Source organism: uncultured Roseobacter sp., from assembly GCF_947499265.1.
Taxonomy (GTDB): domain Bacteria; phylum Pseudomonadota; class Alphaproteobacteria; order Rhodobacterales; family Rhodobacteraceae; genus Roseobacter.
Genome location: NZ_CANMNK010000002.1, coordinates 243127 through 264233, shown reverse-complemented (window position 1 = coordinate 264233; position 21107 = coordinate 243127). Strand labels below are relative to the sequence as shown.

The window sequence follows — 21107 nt, the reverse complement described above, 5'->3', positions numbered from 1 at the left end:
CGCTCAAAACGGGATATCGTCGCACCCTGTCACGAATTTGGCGACCACCTTTTTAACACCCGCCTTTTCAAACGCGATCTCCAGCTTGTCACCCTCGATGCCCTGAATGGCCCCATAGCCGAATTTCTGATGGAACACCCGTTCGCCCATGGTGAAACTGGAAACGGCGGACATGTCGATCACGGTGTTCTTGCTTTCGCGCGGCTGGCTGACCGGGCGTTCCTGACTGCGGGCCTGCAAGCGTCGCCAGCCCGGTGAATTATAGACATTCGCCTCTGCCGCCGCGTCATGCAGGTTGGACGTGGGCGCCGCCGCACCATAGCCACCGCCGTAGAGGCCAGGCGGGGTCAGGACCTCGACATGCTCCTCGGGCAACTCGTCGATGAATCGCGAGGGCATCGAGCTTTGCCACTGGCCAAACACCCGCCGGTTGGCCGCAAAGGAGATGGTGCAGACCTCTTCGGCCCGCGTGATGCCGACATAGGCCAGACGGCGTTCTTCCTCCAAACCTTTCATCCCGCTTTCATCCATCGAGCGTTGCGAGGGAAAGAGACCGTCCTCCCAGCCCGGCAGGAACACAACCGGAAACTCCAGCCCCTTGGCCGCATGCAGCGTCATGATCGACACCTTTTCGCCGCCGTCATCGCTCTCATTGTCCATGATCAGGCTGACATGTTCGAGGAATCCCTGCAGGTTTTCGAAGTTATGCAGCTGGTTGACCAGCTCCTTGAGGTTTTCCAACCGCCCGGGCGCCTCGGGCGTCTTGTCGTTTTGCCAATGCGCGGTATAGCCGCTTTCATCCAGGATGATCTCCGCCAGTTCCACATGGCTGACCTCAGGCGGGCCATACTCCATCTGAACCGTGCCATCATCGATCACGTCATCGGTCTCGGACACCGACAGCAGGCGCCCTTTTGTCATCTTGCCCCAGCGGTCAATGCCCTCAACAAGCTGCGCCAGCGCCGCGCCGCCCTTGCCGCCGATGGCACGCGTCTCCACCACGATCCGCGCGCCTTCGAGCAGGGCGACGCCGTTTTCCCGCGCGATGCGCTGAATGGTCTGTTGTGCCTTGTCGCCAAGGCCGCGTTTGGGTGTGTTCACGATCCGCTCAAAGGCCAGATCATCGTCCGGGCTAACCACGACGCGGAAATAGGCCATCGCATCGCGGATCTCCATCCGCTCGTAAAAGCGCGGGCCGCCGATGACGCGGTAGGGCAGCCCGATGGTCAGGAACCGATCCTCAAAAGCGCGCATCTGATGCGACGCGCGCACCAGGATGGCCATCTGATCGAGGCCAAAGGGCTTCATCCCGCGGGTGCCGCGTTGTGCGGCCTCGACCTCCTCGCCGATCCAGCGCGCCTCTTCCTCGCCGTCCCAATGCCCGATCAGGCGCACTTTTTCGCCCTCGGTCAGGTCGGTGAACAGCGTCTTGCCCAGCCGCCCCTCGTTGCCTTCGATCACACCGGAAGCTGCGGCCAGAATATGCGGGGTGGAGCGGTAATTCTGCTCCAGCCGAACCACGTGAGCGCCCGGAAAATCCTTTTCGAACCGCAGGATATTGCCCACTTCGGCACCGCGCCAGCCATAGATCGACTGGTCATCGTCGCCTACACAGCAGATGTTCTTGTGCCCCCCCGCCAGTAGGCGCAGCCAGAGATATTGGGCCACGTTCGTATCCTGATATTCGTCGACGAGGATGTAGGCGAACCAGCGCTGGTATTGCGCCAACACATCCGGGTGCGCCTGAAAAATCGTGACCATGTGCAGCAGGAGATCACCGAAGTCGGTGGCGTTCAGCTCCTTCAGCCGTGTCTGATATTGCGCATAAATCTCCGTACCACGATGATTATAGGCGCCCGCATCGCTGGCGGGCACTTTTTCTGGCGTCAGGGCGCGGTTCTTCCAGCCGTCGATGATGCTGGCCAGTTGCCGCGCGGGCCAGCGTTTGTCATCGATGTTGGCGGCAGAGACCAATTGTTTGAGCAGCCGCAACTGGTCGTCGGTGTCCAGAATGGTGAAGTTCGACTTCAGCCCCACCAGTTCCGCATGGCGGCGCAAGAGCTTCACACAGATCGCGTGGAAGGTGCCAAGCCAGGGCATTCCCTCCACCTGTTGGCCCAACATCTGGCCCACGCGGTTTTTCATCTCGCGCGCGGCCTTGTTGGTGAAGGTCACGGCCAGCACCTCGTTGGGTCGGGCCCGCCCGGTGTTCAGCAAATGCACGATCCGCGCCGTCAGCGCCCGGGTTTTACCCGTCCCCGCACCGGCCAGCATCAGAACCGGGCCGTCCAACTGCTCCACCGCGGCGCGCTGTGCCGGGTTCAGACCATCCAGATAGGGCTGCGGACGGGCGGCCATCGCCCGCGCACTCAGCGATGCGCCGTCAAAGGCGTCCATTTCATCAAAACTGCTCATGGCGCCATCTTACCCCGGACTGGCCTCGGTTTAAAGCTATGTTCTTATAATGTTCGACAGGTCCTATGACGCATGGGAACCCGCCCAAACTAGGACAAATGCAACTGAAATACCGGCTGTAACGGCACGCATTTACCATTGGCAGATCAAGAGATTAAGGAATTCGAAATCTTAACACCTCATCCCGGTACATGGTGTTTCAGAGGAGTGTATCGCGTGGAAGTGGTAGAACTGTCCAACAAGATTTCGGATCATATCAAAGATAAAACGTCTTCGGTCCGGATTCGCAAATACGGTGTTGTTGCCCTGCTGGTCTTCATGGCCGCCGCCAACATCTTCGCCAACATCAAGCTGCCCTACCCGATTGTCGACTGGATGCTGGAGACGGACATCAAGCAGGAGGCCAAACTCTGGCGCAAACGCGTGCTCGATCAGTTGGACTACGGCGCGCGTGCATTTGTGCCCGATACGGACATCGGGCCGGGCAATCAGGGTTTGAACTCCAGCAGCCCCATCGTCGACAGCAAATACAGCCTTACGTCTCGAGACACGCTGTTCTTGTCACAGATCACGCGGGCCTCCGACATTTACCGGTTCAAACTCTTCGACGCCGAGGGCAACGTCTTCTGGTCCAGCCGCGCCTCGGACATCGGCGGCGTCAATGCCACACCCTATTTCTCGGAGCAGGTCATGCGGGGAGAGGCGTATTACACGCATTCAACCAAATCGGCCTCCGAGGTAGATGATTTTGAGCTGCACGCCTTGGCCGACACCAACGAGATGTCGCGGGAGGTGGCCGAAGTCTACACGCCGGTGGTGATTGACGGGGCCGTTGTGGGCGCGATCGAGTTCTACACCGATATGACCGACATTCGCGACACCTATGCCTGGCGCATCGAGTGGTTGATGATGACCCTGTCCGCGATCTTCATGACCATCTTTTCCGTCATTGTATCGTCGGTTTTGCGCCGGGGGCGGCGGCAGATGCTGGAACTGGAAACCCGGACGACACAGGAGCGTCAATCGCTTGAGCGGCAGATGCAGCTGGCCCGTGAGGTGAGCCTGCTCGGCGAGTTGAATGAATGGCTGCAATCCAGCCGGTCACTCGACGAACTCTTTGAAATGGTCGCGCGTTTCATGACGCATATGCTGCCGGATTGTGAAGGGAGCGTCTATGTATATTCCAACTCGCGGGATGTGCTGGACGGTGCGGCCGCCTGGAATGAAGGCACGCATAAAGCGCATATTCATCCCGAGGAGTGTTGGGGCCTGCGGCGTGGGCGCACCTATATCTATGGCACCTCCAGCATCGATTTTGTCTGCGAGCATGCGGAGCCCCATGACGACCGCCCCTATTTCTGCTTCCCGATCTTGGCCCATGGCGAAACAGTTGGCCTGATGCATCTGAAAGCGAAATCCATGGTCCCGGTTGAGGTTTTTCGCGAAAACCAGAAGCTGGCGCAAATGTGCGCCGAACAGATCAGCCTCGCCATTGCCAATGTGCAGATGCGCGACCAGCTGCAGGAACGCTCGGTGCGCGACCCTCTGACGGGTCTGTTCAACCGTCGGCATATGACGGATTATCTGCGGACAATGATCCAGAGCGCACAGCGGAACGAGAGCCCGTTCAGCATGCTCTATATGGATGTGGATCACTTCAAGAAATTCAACGACAACCACGGGCATGATGCGGGTGACATGGTCCTGCGCACTGTGGGTGAAGCGTTGGAACGGGCCTGCGATGGCGATGAGATTGCCTGCCGGATGGGCGGCGAGGAGTTCATGCTGCTGCTGCCGGGCACAGACCGTCAGACGGCCGAACACCGCGCGGAAAAGCTGCGCCGCGCCATCGAAGCCATCACACTACGCTATGGCGAAAAGAACCTGCCACGGATCACCGTTTCGGTTGGGGTCGCGCTTTTCCCGGACCATGGCCAGATGCCACAGGACCTGCTGCGTGTGGCCGATGACGCGATGTATGACGCCAAGGCACAGGGTCGCAATCTGGTGGTCGTTGGCCGTACCGACGGCGGAGGGCGCAGCGAAGATGCCGAAGAAATGGCGGACCGCGCATTCGAAGCCCAGGCGGAACATGTGTCGCGGGCCAGTTAGCATTGAACCGTTGACGGCGAACCTGAACGGGGTCGAGCCGGTGTAAAACGCGCTTTCCGGCTCCACGATTGGTTGCTAGCGTCCCGGCATGGATTTGCACAGCACCTACCCTGCCCTCGTTGACCTGCGCGCCCGCGCGCAAAAACGCATTCCGAAATTTGTCTGGGAATATCTCGACAGCGGCACGGGCCATGAGGCCACAAAAACGCGCAACCGAACCTGCCTGGACCGGATCGGCTTTGCACCCGCAATTCTGCGCGGCGAATTCACACCGGATTTGAGCACCCGCCTATTCGGCGACGATCTGCCGCTGCCTTTCGGTGTGGCGCCTGTCGGCATGTCCGGGCTGATCTGGCCGGACGCCGAGGGACATCTGGCGCGGGGTGCGGCGCGCGCGGGCATTCCCTATACGCTGTCGACCGTGGCCACGCAGTCGCCAGAGGATCTCGCCCCCCATTTGGGACCGGCAGCCTGGTTTCAAATGTACCCGCCGCGCGACGAAAACATCCGCCGGGACATGCTGGGCCGCGCCAAGCTGGCCGGTTTCAAAGTATTGGTGCTGACCGTGGATGTGCCGGTAGCCTCGCGCCGCGAACGGCAAACGCGCTCTGGCCTGACCATGCCCCCACGGCTTACACCGCGTTTGATGGGGCAGATTGCGCTGCGCCCCGCCTGGGCCCTGGCGATGGCGCAGCGCGGTCTGCCAAAGATGCGAACTCTGGAAAAATACGCGCCGCAGACGGCAACGCCGCTGTCCTCCACCGCGCACGTCGGTTACCTGCTGCGCACCTCGCCGGATTGGGACTATGTCGCATGGCTGCGCGATGCCTGGGACGGGCCGTTTGTCCTCAAAGGAGTGCTGCGCCCGGAAGATGCGCAGCCTGCGGAACAAGCGGGTGTGGATGCGCTTTGGGTGTCGAACCACGCCGGGCGGCAGTTTGATGCCGCCCCGGCGAGCATCGACGCCCTGCCCGACATCCGCGCCGCAACCAAGCTGCCCCTGATTTTTGACAGCGGCATCGAAGGCGGCCTCGATATCCTGCGCGCCCTCGCCTTGGGCGCCGATTTTATCATGCTGGGCCGCGCATTTCACTTTGCCCTTGCCGCCCTGGGTCCCAAAGGCGTCGACCACCTTGTGGACTTGCTGACCAAGGATCTCATTTCAAACATGGGCCAACTGGGCGCACGCAGGCTGCAGGATTTGCCACCGCCCCTGAGATTGACCTAACCTCGCGCAGGCACCGAAGGGACGATGGTCACTTTACATTTCTGTCGCAAAATGCTGCGGTGCGGCGGAAATAACCGGCTCTACCCAATACTACGCGTTTACGCGCCAAGATAATCTTTCTACACAGACGCACCCGACCAACACCGAAAGAAACCATCTCATGCCAGAATTCAGCAAAATCCTGATTGCCAATCGTGGCGAAATCGCCATCCGCATCATGCGCGCCGCCAATGAGATGGGTAAGAAAACGGTCGCGGTCTATGCCGAGGAAGACAAGCTGGGCCTGCACCGTTTCAAGGCGGATGAAGCCTACCGGATTGGCGAAGGATTGGGACCCGTGGCCGCCTATCTGTCGATTGACGAGATGATCCGGGTGGCCAAGGCGTCCGGTGCCGACGCGATCCACCCCGGATACGGGCTGTTGTCTGAAAACCCCGAATTTGTGGATGCTTGTGACCAGAATGGCATCACCTTCATCGGGCCACGTGCGGAAACGATGCGGGCACTGGGGGACAAGGCCTCGGCCCGCCGCGTTGCCATGGCCGCAGATGTGCCGGTGATCCCGGCCACTGAAGTGCTGGGCGATGACATGAAAGCTATCAAGGCGGAAGCGAAAGAGATCGGCTATCCGCTGATGCTGAAGGCCTCCTGGGGCGGTGGCGGGCGCGGCATGCGCCCGATCAACGCCGAAGCTGAGCTGGAGGAAAAGGTGCTGGAGGGCCGCCGCGAGGCCGAAGCGGCCTTCGGCAATGGCGAAGGCTATCTGGAAAAGATGATCCTCAAGGCCCGTCATGTGGAGGTGCAAATCCTCGGCGATAAACACGGCGGCATGTACCATCTTTATGAGCGGGACTGCTCCGTTCAGCGGCGCAACCAGAAAGTGGTGGAGCGCGCGCCTGCCCCCTATCTGACCGAAGCGCAGCGCGCAGAGGTCTGCGAGCTGGGCTATAAAATCTGCAAACACGTGAATTATGAATGCGCCGGGACGGTCGAATTCCTGATGGATATGGCGGACGGCAAGTTCTATTTCATCGAGGTCAATCCGCGGGTTCAGGTCGAACATACGGTGACCGAAGAGGTCACCGGCATCGACATCGTGCAGGCGCAGATCCTGATCGCCGAGGGCAAGAGCATCGCGGACGCCACGGGCAAACCCACGCAGGGTGACGTGCACCTCACCGGGCACGCGCTGCAGACCCGGATCACCACCGAAGATCCGCAGAACAATTTCATCCCCGATTATGGCCGTATCACCGCCTTCCGCGAGGCGACCGGCATGGGCATCCGGCTCGATGGCGGCACGGCCTATTCCGGCGGCGTGATCACGCGCTACTATGACAGCCTGCTGGTGAAAGTGACCGCCAAGGCGCAGACACCCGAAGCCGCGATTGCGCGGATGGACAGAGCCTTGCGTGAGTTCCGTATCCGCGGGGTCAGCACCAACATCGCCTTTGTCGAGAACCTGCTGAAACATCCGACGTTCCTTGATAATACCTACCACACCAAATTCATCGATGAGACGCCGGACCTGTTCCAGTTCAGCCGCCGCCGGGACCGCGGCACCAAGGTGCTGACCTATATCGCGGACATCACGGTTAACGGGCACCCGGAGACCAAGGACCACCCGCGCCCCGGTGCCCATGTCCGAGACCCACGCCCCCCGGCGCTGAAAGCCGAGCCGATGATGGGCACGCGCAATCTGCTGGAGCAAAAAGGCCCGCAGGCCGTTGCCGACTGGATGAAACAACAGCGCCAGCTGCTGATCACCGACACCACGATGCGGGATGGTCACCAGTCGCTGCTGGCCACGCGGATGCGCAGCCATGACATGATCAAGGTGGCCCCCGCCTACGCCGCCAACCTGCCACAGCTTTTCAGCGTGGAATGCTGGGGCGGCGCGACCTTCGACGTGGCCTACCGGTTCCTGCAGGAATGCCCCTGGCAGCGGTTGCGCGATCTGCGCGCGGCCATGCCTAACGTGATGACGCAGATGCTGCTGCGCGCCTCCAACGGCGTCGGCTATACCAATTACCCCGATAATGTGGTGCAGGAATTTGTCCGCGTCGCCGCGAACACCGGTGTCGATGTGTTCCGCGTTTTTGACAGCCTCAACTGGGTGGAGAACATGCGCGTCGCCATGGATGCGGTGATCGAAGCGGGCAAGGTTTGTGAAGGTTCGATCTGCTACACCGGGGACATCAACGACCCCGACCGCGCGAAGTATAACCTGCAGTACTATGTCGATATGGGCAAGGAACTGCGCGAAGCAGGCGCCCATGTGCTGGGGCTCAAGGATATGGCCGGGCTGCTGAAACCCGCCGCTGCGCGCCAGCTGATCCGGGCGCTGAAATCCGAGGTCGGCCTGCCCATTCACTTCCACACCCATGACACCGCTGGTGTCGCTTGCGCGACCATCCTCGCCGCCTCCGAAGCCGGTGTTGATGCGGTCGACTGTGCGATGGACGCGCTTTCAGGGAACACCAGCCAGGCAACCCTTGGCTCCGTTGTCTCGGCCCTCAAACACACCGACCGCGATAGCGGGCTGGACATGGCGGCGGTACGCGAAATCTCGGATTACTGGGAAGAGGTGCGCAGCCACTACGCGGCCTTCGAGACCGGCATGCAGGCGCCCTCGTCCGAGGTCTATCTGCACGAAATGCCCGGCGGTCAGTTTACCAACCTCAAGGCACAAGCGGCCTCATTGGGGCTGGAAGATCGTTGGCATGAGGTGGCGCAGACCTATGCGGATGTGAACCAGATGTTCGGCGATATCGTGAAGGTCACGCCGTCGTCCAAGGTGGTGGGTGACATGGCGCTGATGATGGTATCGCAAGGCCTGAAGCGCGCCGATGTGGAAGACCCTGGCACGGATGTGTCCTTCCCCGACAGCGTCATTGACATGATGCGCGGCAACCTTGGGCAGCCTCCCGGCGGCTTCCCGACCGGCATCTTGGACAAGGTGCTCAAGGGCGAAAAACCCAATACCGAGCGGCCCGGCAAACACCTGCCCGCAGCAGACCTTGAAGCGCTGCGCAAGGAGGCCTCCGACGCGATGGAGGGCCGCACCGTCGATGATGAAGACCTGTCTGGCTACCTGATGTACCCCAAAGTTTTCCTGGATTATATGGGCCGTCATCGCACCTATGGCCCGGTGCGCACGCTGCCGACCCGCACGTTCTTTTACGGGATGGAACCGGGTGAGGAAATCTCCGCCGAGATCGACCCGGGCAAGACATTGGAAATCCGGCTGCAGGCCGTGGGTGACACCAATGAGGACGGCGAGGTCAAGGTCTTCTTTGAGCTGAACGGCCAGCCACGGGTCATTCGGGTGCCGAACCGGTTGGTCAAGGCAACCACCGCACAACGTCCCAAAGCAGAAGCCGGCAACGCAAACCACATCGGCGCACCGATGCCGGGCGTTGTGGCCTCGGTGGCCGCGAAGGTCGGCGGCAAGGTGAAAGCGGGCGATCTGCTGTTGACCATCGAAGCGATGAAGATGGAAACCGGCATCCACGCCGAACGCGATGCGGTGATTAAGGCCGTGCATGTCACGCCGGGTGGGCAGATCGATGCAAAGGATCTGCTGGTCGAGTTGGAGTAAAGTGGCCACAGGCCATTGAAGGCAAAGCACTTTTTCAGTGAGCTGCTTTACTATGGTGAGGCGGTCAAAAAGATATGAAACGCGGCGCAGCCTCCATCGCGCCGACCCCGCCACGCCATCAGGAGGGCCGGATGGAAATCTCTTCTTTCTCTTTTATCGTTCCCGATTATGACGCCGGGATTGCGTTTTTCTGTGACACCTTGGGATTTGAACTGATCGCTGATGAGCCACAAGGGCGCAAACGCTGGGTCGAAGTGCGTGCACCGGGCGCAACCACATCCGTTGTCCTGGCCAGAGCAAACGGCCCCGAGCAAAAAGCGATGATCGGCCAGCAAGGCGGTGGGCGGGTCTGGTTGTTCCTGAAAACCGACGATTTTGCCCGGGATCACGCGCGCCTGTTGGCCCGTGGCATCATATTTGAAGAAGACCCGCGCGACGAACTCTATGGTCGCGTGGCCGTTTTCCGCGACCCGTTTGGCAACCGTTGGGATTTGCTTCAAAAAGCCAGCTGAGCCTGGGAAAAATCTCCGAATATGGCGGACCGTCAGCGGCCAAAAAAATATCCCGGTTTTGGGTTTTTCCTCTTGCAGGTGATCGGCAGCAGGGGTATTCCACGGCTCACCCAAGGAAGCGGGCGTAGCTCAGGGGTAGAGCATAACCTTGCCAAGGTTAGGGTCGGGCGTTCGAATCGCCTCGCCCGCTCCAATGGGTCCTCAGGAAAATCATCGTGTTACGACGGCGTCATCTATCGCCGTTGTTGGCACGTGTTTTTTACTCTCCACATGGTCACCGGCGAGCGTCTGGCACCACCAAAGAAAATGCATGAAAAGCCATACGATTTTAGCGTTTAGGTGGTATGCAGGTGCCGGAGATCAAATGTGAGGCACAGGTGAGAATTCTCTTAGCAGACGATCATGAATTGGTCCGCGAGACGATTGCGGCCTTTATCGAAAACGAAGATGGGTTCACGGTTGTCCAATCCAGCGACCTGACCGGCGTTGAAAAAGCGCTGGTGGCGCATGATCCCTTCGATCTGGTGTTGCTTGACTACGAGATGCCGGGAATGAACGGGTTGAACGGCCTGCAAAAAATCATGGATGCGGTGCGGCCAAGGCCTGTGGCGCTGATATCGGGATCGGCCAGCAAATCGATTGCAGAAGAAGCGCTGGAAATGGGCGCCGCTGGCTTCCTGCCCAAAACGGTTGCCGCCAAATCGCTGGTAAACGCCATTCGGTTCATGGCCATGGGCGAGAAATATGCGCCCATCGACTTTATGACCCAGGAAGAGGAAGAGACCGCGCATCCGCTCAAGGATGTGCTGACAGAGCGTGAGTTGCAGGTGCTTTCCGGCCTGACGCGCGGCCTTGCAAACAAGGAGATCGCGCGCGAGATCGATCTGCAGGAAGTCACCATCAAGCTGCATGTCAAAACGCTTTGCCGCAAGCTGGAAGCAAAGAACCGCACTCATGCGGCGATGATCGCGAAAGAGGCAGGCCTGTTCTGACCTGCCACTCTCGCGCGCGCTTCAAAGCTCCAAACCGTCACAGACCTGAAGGTAAAACGCGTCCATCATGTCGTTGTGGTCCCATAGATTAACGGTCAGATCCTGCACATCGATGGTTACGCTATGATCCTGGTTCTGAACCACGTGTTCCGCGACCCATTCTGATTTGGATTGACCCGCCGCCAGGAGCTCAAGCAGCCGGAAGTCCAAGCGGTCATTTTCAACACCGTCACAAGTGAAATCCTGGATCGTGTCGGTGCCGCCGTCCATATCCTCGGCGCGGAACACAAACCAATCGGTGTCAGCACCACCCAGGGCGATATCGTCCCCTGCGCCCAGCAGGATCTTGTCGCGGCCGGCGCCCGCATCAACCTGATCATCCCCAGCTGAGGCGTTGATATAATCGCTGCCGTTGCCGCCATGGATCACATCATTGCCGGTGCCACCGTAGAGTTTGTCCTTGTCATCGCCCCCGTCGAGCCGGTCATCACCGGTACCGCCTTTCAGAACATCACGGGCACCGCCCCCTGAGAGAATGTCATTTCCAGAGCCCCCGGTCATATGATCGATGCCGCTGCCGCCGGTCAGCTGGTCGTGTCCAGAGCCACCTTCCATCGTGTTATTGCCGTGGGCGTCGGTCAGGATATCGTTGCCCGTGCTGCCGCGCAGAACGTCGTCACCCTGCCCGCCGTTCAACAGGTCATCGCCAACACCGCCATTGAGCAGATCATTGCCCGCCCCGCCGTCCATCACATCATCGCCTTCGCCACCCGCCAGCGTATCGGCTCCGGCGTCACCAAAAAGGTGATCGTTGCCAGTGCCACCTGTCAGCGTGTCATCACCGACCCCGCCATAAAGATGATCATTTTCCGATCCCCCCGAAAGTTGATCGTGACCGTCCCCCCCGTGCAGCGTGTCGAACCCGGACCCGCCGATGAGTTCGTCATCGCCCGTCCCGCCATCAAGCTGGTCATTGCCAGCGCCGCCGTGGATCATATCCGCCCCCGCCCCGCCAAAAAGCGTATCATTGTCTTCGGGCAGCAGGTTGCCCGCGGCATCGTAGCGGTTGCCGAGCCCGTCATAGGTATAGGCAACGGGCGCGGCGCTTCGGTCGGAATTGCCGCCAAAGAGCTGATCATCGCCATCACCACCAGTCAACGTGTCATTCCCGCTTTGGCCCGCGATCTTGTCATCACCGATCCCACCATGGGCGGCATCCGCCCCGGCACCGTTTTCAATGACATCGTCGTATGAGGTGTCGCCCCCCGTTGTCGCCGCTACATTCAGATCGCGGATCAGAACAGTTGCGGCGCGATCAATCTCGGTAAACGGGTCCATGGCGCGCGGGTCTGCGGTGCCATCGTTGGAATAGGATTTAGGACTGGTCGCCACCAGTTCGAGATGCGCGGTGTCGCTGCCCGCCTCCTGCACCACACGGTAGATACCCCCGGCGCTGGCCGTGGCATCGTTCATATCATGATCACCACCATTGCCCCCAACATAGAGATTGCCATCCGCATCATGGATCGCGGCACCGAATGTGATCTGCGGCACGCCGTCCTGGAGGATGCCGTCGATCACCGTGCCGGTGATCTGGGTGGTGGAAATGGTCGGCACACCACCGTCAGCCACTGTGGAGATATCGATCTGGTAGAGCGTGCTGGGGCGGCCCTCGGCGATGGGACGCGTCACACCAAAAAAGGACCCGCTTTGCGCGTCAAAGGCCACATCCCAGAGCTGATCCGTGATCATGGACTTGGGGAACGGAAACGTCTTTGTTGCAACGGCGCCATCCGCGCCCACGTCGTCCACATCGATCATCGTGATGCGATCCATGCTGGACTGGAACGCCCAGAGGTTGCCATCCGCATCAAAATCCCCCGTCCAGGAGCGATAGGGTGTGGTGCCAATGCGGAAACTGGCGCCCGAGGCATCCAGCATCACCAGGTCAGAACTGGCCACGGCATTGCCAAGGCTATCCGTGCCATTCGATACGGCAAGACCGTAGATCATGTCGTCCTGGGTGTTGAACCCAATCGCATTGACCGTCACAGTCGCCGTCTCTCCGGCGCGTGTGTAGGTGCCGGCCTGCGGATCAAAGACCTGAAGGGTGCCATTGATGACCTGATAGATATTGGGCTGGCCTTCGGCAAAGGCCTTCACTTCAACGGGCTGGTCACCGATCTGCATCTGCTTTTCATAGTAGTAAATCGGACCGTCCGTGTGAATAACCGGACCGGTGGGCTGGGCGCTGTCAATGGACCGGAACGTCAATTCACCGATGCCATCCACACCTTCGAAGGTGATATCATGGGCGGAAAAGCTGGCGCTGTTGGTGTCGAAACTGTCGATCACCGTACCATTCCACAGCACCTCCACCGCGCCGCTGACGGAGCCCGCGCCATAGTTGGCCGCCAGATCAAAACGGATCTCATAGACCTCGCCCAACCGGGTATCGACCGCTTGGCTCATACTGGTGTGGCCATTTGCGCCGGTGGTGACCGCCCAAACCCCCGTTTCCGCATATTGTGCGAAGCTGGTGGCGTTTTCGGTGCCATTCAGCAGGTTCGACTGCAGGAAATCGCCGAAAACAACATCGTCCCCCATGTCGGTTCGGATCACGTCATCACCGGAGAGCCCGACCACATAGTCGGAGGCCGTGGTGCCGTAAAGTGCTTCGGACAGGTGGGTGCCGATCTGGAGGGATTGATTTTGATTTACTGACATTTTTCTTTTCCTTGATTATGCGTACCGTTGATGACGAAGCTGATTTACCAGCCGATGCCGCTGTAGGCCGGCGACGGCGGGAGGGTTTGCGCCACACGAACAACATCGATGACGGGCGTATCGCCTGCATTCAGTGCCGCTGCCCGATAGGCCGGATTGGCATGGGTCACGATCAGCGCTTCGACGTCTTGCGTAACGTCATCCAATTCCGCGCGCATCATGCCCGGCAGGTCCTTTGCCAGCGCCTGCAAACCGGGGCTGCCATGACGCACATAGGCAAGTTGCCCGGCCAGTGGCGTGTCCGGCGTGATGACCGGGTCGTGGATGACAACCTCGACACCTTCGGCGTTGAGGGCGGCGATCACCTCCAGAATTGGGCTTTCGCGCAAGTCATCTGTCCCAGGCTTGAAAGCCAGCCCCAGAACACCGACCTTTTTCGCCCCGGTCTGTCGAACCATGCCAATGGTGGTGTCGATATGCGATGTGTTCGACGCGCCAAGGCTGTTGATCAGGGGCACATCGACACCCTGCGCCGCTGCGATATGGGCAACCGCGCGCACCTCTTTCGGCAGGCAGGACCCCCCGTAGGCAAAACCGGGTTTGAGGTAATAGGGCGAGAGATTGAGCTTCGTGTCCTGCACGAAAACATCCATCACATCGTGGCTGTCGACACCCAGTGGCTTGCACAGACGTCCGACTTCATTGGCAAAGCAGACCTTGGTCGCGTGCCAGACATTGTCCACATATTTGACCATCTCCGCCGTCTCGACGGAGGTGATGATCGGCGCGTCATCGACCGCCTCGTAGATGCGCGAGAGAATGCGCGCGCTGCGGTCGTCATTTGCACCAATAACCGTTTTGGGCGGCGCGTAGAAATCCTCGACCGCCACGCCCTCACGCAGGAATTCGGGATTGAAGCAGACACCAAAATCCACGCCCGCCCTGAGGCCTGACACCTCTTCGAGGATCGGGGCCATATACCCCATGGTGACGCCCGGCGGGATCGAGCATCGCATCACCACCACATGAAAATCCTGCTTGCGCTTCAATCCGGCGCCGATGGCGCGGGCGGCGGCGTCGATATAGCTGTGATCGCACCCGCCATCTGCGGCCGTTGGCGTGCCGACGGAAACAAAGGTGACGTCCGTTTCCACCACGGCCTGTTCCAGATCATCCGTGGCCGTTACCAGGCCGCGCGCGACGCCCTTTTGCAGCAAATGCTCCAGGCTCTTTTCGTGGATCGGAGAGCGTCCGTTGCCGATGCATGCCACCTTATCGGGGTCAATATCCACACCGATCACAGGGTGCCCGAGGCTGGACAGACAGGCCGTCGAAACAGCCCCCACGTAGCCAAGGCCAACGACGCTGATGGCTGGTTTTTCATCAACCATCCGCAGGGGAGGGATCGCGATTTCCTGGGCGAACGTGGGGGGACTGTCAAACATCTTTAAATCCTTTACTCGTAACTGAACCCTTTGTAGCGGACTGTTTTTCAACAATCTTTTCCGCGCCCGTATAGGTCGGATAAAATTTGTATGGGGTCCCTATCCTTTGGCATAGCCTCGCTTGACCCTTCGCGCGGGTTCAAAGAAACGACGCTTGAACGGCGCAGCATCGGGTCTGAACCGGATGGGTCTTTGGCGCGGGAAACCAATTCTGCCAGCAGCACGCGCGTTGGCAGCTCGATAGAGAGATTAGAGGTCGCTACAGGATACCGACCACAGCTTCGCATATGGCGACGGCTGGACTGGGGGACATTGCGAATAGTATTCACGGGGTCATCCACCTCATGAACGCTGATGGCAAACCCTGTCCCCGGCGTCAGAAAACCCGCGGCAGGTCCAGCAGGCCAACGTACACCGCCAACCCGGAGACAAACGCAAGGACTGTGGTGATCATCTGAAACTTGGCGATCAGAGTCTGGATCCTGTCGCGCATCGCCGTGCCACGACCCGCTGTCTGATTGCCGCGGTTTGCCCAGCTTTGTTTGCTGAGGTGAAATATCATGTAGACCTTCACGCCCGCGTTGATGATCTGATTGAAATAGAGAATGAACGGCCAGCTGATATCCGGGATGCGTGCATATCTGAACAGAAACAGGCACAGCAAGGTGCGGCTCAACACGATCCAGATCACGCAATGCACAAGATAGGCCGGATCGACAAAGAGGGTCAGCAGCGCTAGCGTCGGGCTGACCAGCATGGTCCACATCGCGATGCGTTGATCGACAAGACACCACCAGATAAACGGGTTGACCAGACGCGGACCAAGGGCAATCGCCCGCGCGCCGTTGCGCAGCATATTGCCGGACCAGCGCCGGAAATTCTGAACCATACGGCCCGTGCCTGAGCCTTCGATCCGCTCGATCGTATAGACACAGGCATCAGGCACATAGGTCATTTTGGCGCCTTTGCTCAGCAGGTGGTACCAGGTGCTTTTGTCGTCCCCGGACAAGAAGCGGAACCTGCCCCAGAGCCAATGGTCCAGATGATCCGCCTCGACCGTGCGAATGAACTTTTCGTCGATGATATGCTTAGCACGAAACACGCTCATCCGACCGGTCAGGGTCAGCACCTTGTCGGACATCGCATGGCTCTGCATCGCGAGGCGCCGCTGTGCAAAACGCATCGACAGCCAGCTCTGGATCCAACGCGGCCCATAACAAAGCACCTCTTCATTCGTGGTCAGCGCTTGCAAATCCGGGTCCGCACCGAACATCGAACAGGTTTTTTCGAGCACATCCCTACCGTAGACGGCATCCCCATCCATGAAGATCACCAGATCATCGCGTTCGATCCCCGCCCGGTTCATCGCGCGCAGGATCATCCCGATGGCCATGCGCTTTCCCGGCTGGTTCTGGCGCAGGAAAATCAGATCCGCATCAAGGTCGGCGGCATGGGTGCGGACAAAATCGGTAATGATCTCCTCGTCGTAGGATGAGCCCGTGCCGATCCACAGCGTCGTCGGAATGCCTTCTCGCCGGATTTGCCCGATGATCGATCCGATGACTCGTCGAGTGATGGCCGGGTCTTCGTAATAGGTGGTCATCTGGATATGCAGATGACGCGGCCGCCAGCCATTTTGCCAAACCGCATTGGCCCGCCGCCGCATGCCCGGCCATTTCAGGCGCGCATAGTTCTCGGCGCGGATCGCGTGGGTAAACCACCACCCGAACCGCCAGATGCCGAGCACGCCCAGCACGAAAGTCACCTGCACCAAATCAGGGTGGAAAAAATTATTGGGCCAGCAGACCATGGCCGCAGTCAACGCCACCAGCAAAACGCCAAACTGCGCGATCCTTGTTCCGGACCATTTGGCAAAGCCACGTGGGGCCGGACCTGACAATTGCTGGAGCCAGCCATCAAGGTGTTTTTCCCTTGCGTAGAGGGTTTCAGGGGGTGTCATTGCCGTCCCCCGACCAGAATGCGATGACCGGGCGCCGGTTGAGCGTTACATGCGCCGGCGCGTTACGGCGAAACCACTTGCGGCTGTTCAACAGCCCAACATCGTCCGCTGTTACCGTCAGGACCATCCCGAAACGATCAGGTCGAACGTGGTCGGCGCCTGCCTGAATGTCGGTAACCGTGCCGGACGCGTGTTTGCGCGCGCCCCGAAAAATGTAGGTGATGTCGGCGGTCATGCCGATGTGGACGTCGCGCGCCATGCTGTCATCTAGCCAGGCCACGGCCACACGCGGTGTGCGGTCCTCAACCTCCAAAACCAGGGCGTTGCGCGCCACGTAGCTGGTTTTGCCAGCATGCACCGCAAAGACCGTGCCCGCAGAACGTGCTCGGATCACCAGCTTGTCGGCGGCGGCTTTGCGGTGGCGCAGCTCGCGTTTCCAGCGCCGCAGGTCCAACTGCCGTTCTTCAACGCCGGATTGCAGCGTTGCCAGCATGTCGAAATACCCGCCAGCTTCGGTATCGCGCCCCCGGTCAAACGCGTAGAGGGCTCGCCACGCCGCCTCGATCCGGGGCGGATAGCGGGTGGCGCGCGGATCGCGACGGTGCCACGGCAGCCAGAGCTGCTGAAACGCTTCGAACAAAGCGGCCCGACGCGCAGCCCGCAGCGCAAGATGGCGGGCCAGACGGTCCTCGGCGGTGGCAAGACGCCGTTCCGCCAAAAGCACCTCTGTCCGGACTTCCTCAACATCGCTGCGCCGATCGGGATCCTCGATCTGCGCCAGGATATCCCCGGCGGCGACATCATCCCCCACCTTGACGGTGAGCCGGGCCACATATCCCGCATCAGGGGCCGTGTATTCGATTACCGGGGCTGTAAAACGCGCATGATCCAGAGTGATCTGCGACAAACGCTGCCAGATCTGCCCGCCCAGGCCTGCCACCAGTATCAGGGCAAGCATCAGATAGATGACGCTATTGCCCAGGATACGCAGGAAACGCGGCCTGGCCCTGGCGCGCCCTGTTGCTTCTTCCTCTTCGGTCTCGCCCATCGGCACGAGATCAACGGGTGTGTCGAGGCTGGTGATCATATCGGCGGTCGACACCATTTGCCCCGACAGCACCCCCTGATGAAAGGCCGAGAGTGTTTCACGCTGGCGCACTGTGAGGTCGACAAAATGATATTGGCCGGGCGTATCCGCAGCGGTCAATGTGGCAGGAAATGAAACCTCAACACCCTGAAAGGGAACGGATAACACAACATCGCCAGCCAAATCCCCGGATGTGCCCTCTACCCAGAGCCCCTCCAGGGACCACCTTCGCACAACGATCTTGCAGCCATTCGCCTTGTGCAAATGCAGCGGTGCTGTCACGGGAAATGACAGATCCGGCAGAGGACATGCGTGGCGAATGTTCATGGCATACTCCCGACTGATCGACAGTCCGGCGACTGCCACCATCACTGGATATCAGGAGTTTCAAAAGGGTTGGGGGGCGCAGCCGGACAATTACTGCGTCAAAAGCCTAGGGCAGACTAGGCTTTGGGATAGGGCATGCTCAGTGGGCAGCAGCGCGCAACGCCCGGCGCGTACCCTTCCAGGCGGCTTTAACTTCCGCCGCTGCGGCCTGTGCCACTTCTGCGTTATTGTCCTTGGCGGCCTGTTCCAGCGCGCGCAATTGGCGCTGAAATCCGAGCGTCCCGATCATGCCCGCCGAGCCAATCGATTTATGCGTGCGCGTCGCCAGGTCGGACAGGTCTTCGGCGTTCATCAGATCCGGGATCGCGGCCAGGAGACCGAATATTTCCGCTTCGAAATCTTCAACCAGTTTTTGCAGTTTCTCAGGTTTGAACACGCTCTTGAGGTCCCCAAAGATATGGGCGTCGATCAGGTCATTGGGAGCCGTCTTTGGTCGATTTTGGCCCGGCGCGCCATCCTGTGTGACAACGGAGACAAGCGCACCCACCAAATCGGCCTGCGATACGGGTTTGTTCAGGCACATGTCCATGCCGGCGGCAAGGAATTTTGCCTGCTCATCCGCAAGCGCATGGGCGGTCAGCCCAATGATCGGTGCTTGCTTGTTTGGCGTGTCCGCCTGTCGAATAATCTCGGTGGCGTCCACACCGTTCATCACCGGCATGCTGACGTCCATAAGGATGGCCGCATATTGCTGTTCATGAACCCGGTCCACAGCTTCCTGCCCATTGTGGGCTTCGGTGACCGCAGCCCCCTGAGACTGCAACATCTGCCGCACGATCAGCCGGTTGATTTCATTGTCCTCCACCAGCAGAACAGACAGGCCATCGAGCGCGTCGGTATTCTCTGGCACCTCCGGTTTGGCTGCAGGCTTGAGCGGTTCGGTCGCAATGCGAAGCGGGACCCGGACGGTGAAGGTGCTGCCCTTGTCCACCGCGCTGTCGAGCGCAATCGTGCCTTCCATCATATCAACAAGCTGTCGGCAGATGGTCAGACCCAGCCCCGCGCCGGACGCCAGGCGGTCGTAGGATTTTTCCTGAGTAAAGAAACGATCAAACACCCGGGTCTGATCCTCGGGGTGGATGCCGACACCGGTATCGGTCACGGAAAATTCGAGCCATTCTTGCCCGATGATCCGTGCTTTCAGCGTGACCTCCCCGTGATGGGTGAACTTGAGCGCATTGCTGACCAGGTTATACGCCACCTGCCGCAACCGCTGCTCATCGGCGACGACATGACACCGCGGCATGTCGCCCAGATCGAGGCTCAACCGGTTGCTTTGCGCATAGGCAGTGGTTTCATTGGTCGTGACGATATCCCTGAAAAACTGTGTAAGCTCAAAGGTATCGTTGCTCAACTCCAGCTTGCCGACATCCATCCGCGCAACGTCGAGGACGTTGTTGACATGATAAAGCAGGATATCGCCCGACTGTTTGGCGATATCGAGGTATCCTCTTTGCGTTTTTCCAAGTTTCGTATTCTGCAAAAGCTCAATGGTGCCGAAAATACCATTGAGCGGGGTGCGCATTTCGTGGCTCATCACCGCCAGGAAATTGGATTTGGCCTGTTCGGCCTGCAACGCCTCATCGCGCGCACGTTTCAGGTCCTCTTCAGCGGCGCGCCGGTCGGTGATGTCGCGCAGGTAGGAAATGAAAATCGTACCACGATGATCCGTCGACATGCCGATGGATATCTCCACCGGAAACTCCTCGCCCGACTTGCGCAAGGCGGTGATCTCGATGCGCCCCTTGCCCACCAGATGCGCTTCGCGGGTTCTGTTGAAACGCTCCATCCCGGCAAGATGCGCGGCGCGGTGCTGATGCGGGACGATCAAATCCGACATCTTGGCGCCAATCGCTTCGTCCTTGCTGAAACCAAAAACGGTTTCCGCGGCACCGCTATAGTCGAGGATGACCCCCTGATCATCCGCAACAATGATCGCATCCAGCGATACATCGAAACTGGATTTCAACCGCGAATTCGCCCGTTCCGCCGCCTCGGAGATTTCGCGATGTGACCGGTATTGCCGCAACAGAAAGACCAGCATCACCCCCAGGAACAAGATCAGCGCCAGGCTGATGGCCGCCGCCGCAAAGAGCAGCCGACTGAAGGCTTCACGCTCTGCGTCCGAAGCAACGGACCGCAGCTTGATACCTGTCAGCGCTATGTCATGCGCGTCCTCGCGGATCGTGCTGGAGAGTTCCCAGACCCTTGGCAGATTTGCCACCAACTCAACATCCGAAGCGTCGATCAACACCGCCAGCTTGTCGATGCAGGTCCGCAAGGTTGCCAATTGCGCGGCAAAGGTCTCATCTGCGCGCATCGCACCAAAGACCGGGCTCTCGCTGATACTGGTGGCGCGGCTGTAGACATTGTCGAACCGGCGCCGCAGCGTGGCAAGATCCGGTGTGTCCGCCTGCATCGCCAGCAACGCCTCATCCGTCAGCAGCAAGACGTCGACCTCAACCTGTGACAGGGTCCAGGTCAGGTTGTCGCCCGGTGCCTCGCGCAGGTCGGTCATCCGCTGCGTGATCGACAGGAAGGTCACCGCCAGCGCCGCGATGCCTGCAAAGATCACGCCAAGCGGGATTAGTCGTCTCAGGATACCACTCTGTTCGAACACGTCAGGGATCATTCCAATGCC

General features: G+C 59.8%; 11 protein-coding genes and 1 tRNA gene. 6 read left to right on the top strand and 6 right to left on the bottom strand.

The genetic code is table 11. From position 1 onward, the window contains the following. Positions 1-3: 3 nt before the first annotated feature. Positions 4-2415, bottom strand: a complete 2412-nt coding sequence (locus Q1A63_RS05900) for a UvrD-helicase domain-containing protein (RefSeq protein ID WP_299631028.1) — start codon at positions 2413-2415, stop codon at positions 4-6. Between the two features lie 216 nt (positions 2416-2631). Here Q1A63_RS05900 and Q1A63_RS05895 point away from each other — a divergent pair, with 216 nt between their 5' ends. The 6 genes from Q1A63_RS05895 (at position 2632) to Q1A63_RS05870 (ending at position 10860) form a co-directional block, all read left to right on the top strand. Continuing rightward, positions 2632-4527: a diguanylate cyclase gene (locus Q1A63_RS05895; protein WP_299631027.1), complete on the top strand. Its 1896-nt coding sequence runs from the start codon at positions 2632-2634 to the stop codon at positions 4525-4527. Between the two features lie 88 nt (positions 4528-4615). Further along, a complete protein-coding gene (locus Q1A63_RS05890; RefSeq protein ID WP_299631026.1) occupies positions 4616-5755 on the top strand; it encodes an alpha-hydroxy acid oxidase in 1140 nt (379 codons plus the stop codon). 160 nt (positions 5756-5915) lie between these two features. Beyond that, complete coding sequence (locus Q1A63_RS05885) at positions 5916-9356, top strand: pyruvate carboxylase (protein ID WP_299631024.1); 3441 nt, start codon at positions 5916-5918, stop codon at positions 9354-9356. Between the two features lie 131 nt (positions 9357-9487). Continuing rightward, entirely contained in the window at positions 9488-9868 is a 381-nt protein-coding gene (locus Q1A63_RS05880; RefSeq protein WP_299631022.1) for a VOC family protein, read from the top strand. A 118-nt stretch (positions 9869-9986) separates the two neighbouring features. Then, positions 9987-10061: transfer RNA gene (locus Q1A63_RS05875), tRNA-Gly, on the top strand. A 184-nt stretch (positions 10062-10245) separates the two neighbouring features. Next, positions 10246-10860, top strand: a complete 615-nt coding sequence (locus Q1A63_RS05870) for a response regulator transcription factor (protein WP_299631020.1) — start codon at positions 10246-10248, stop codon at positions 10858-10860. A 21-nt stretch (positions 10861-10881) separates the two neighbouring features. On the opposite strand, the gene Q1A63_RS05865 is transcribed toward Q1A63_RS05870, so the two are convergent. From Q1A63_RS05865 to Q1A63_RS05845, 5 genes are all read right to left on the bottom strand, one after another. Continuing rightward, a complete protein-coding gene (locus tag Q1A63_RS05865; RefSeq protein WP_299631018.1) occupies positions 10882-13587 on the bottom strand; it encodes a calcium-binding protein in 2706 nt (901 codons plus the stop codon). Positions 13588-13631: 44 nt separating this feature from the next. Beyond that, positions 13632-15032: a nucleotide sugar dehydrogenase gene (locus tag Q1A63_RS05860; protein ID WP_299631016.1), complete on the bottom strand. Its 1401-nt coding sequence runs from the start codon at positions 15030-15032 to the stop codon at positions 13632-13634. A gap of 376 nt (positions 15033-15408) precedes the next feature. Next, positions 15409-16992 (bottom strand): glycosyltransferase, encoded by a 1584-nt coding sequence (locus Q1A63_RS05855; RefSeq protein WP_299631014.1) that lies wholly within the window; start codon positions 16990-16992, stop codon positions 15409-15411. Further along, positions 16979-18406, bottom strand: a complete 1428-nt coding sequence (locus Q1A63_RS05850; RefSeq protein WP_299631012.1) for an HlyD family efflux transporter periplasmic adaptor subunit — start codon at positions 18404-18406, stop codon at positions 16979-16981. Before Q1A63_RS05850 ends, Q1A63_RS05855 begins: the two co-directional genes overlap by 14 nt. Before the next feature lie 139 nt (positions 18407-18545). Then, the gene (locus Q1A63_RS05845) at positions 18546-21098 is read right to left on the bottom strand and encodes a PAS domain-containing hybrid sensor histidine kinase/response regulator (RefSeq protein ID WP_299631010.1); all 2553 of its coding nucleotides are present in this window, start codon (positions 21096-21098) and stop codon (positions 18546-18548) included. Positions 21099-21107 lie beyond the last annotated feature (9 nt).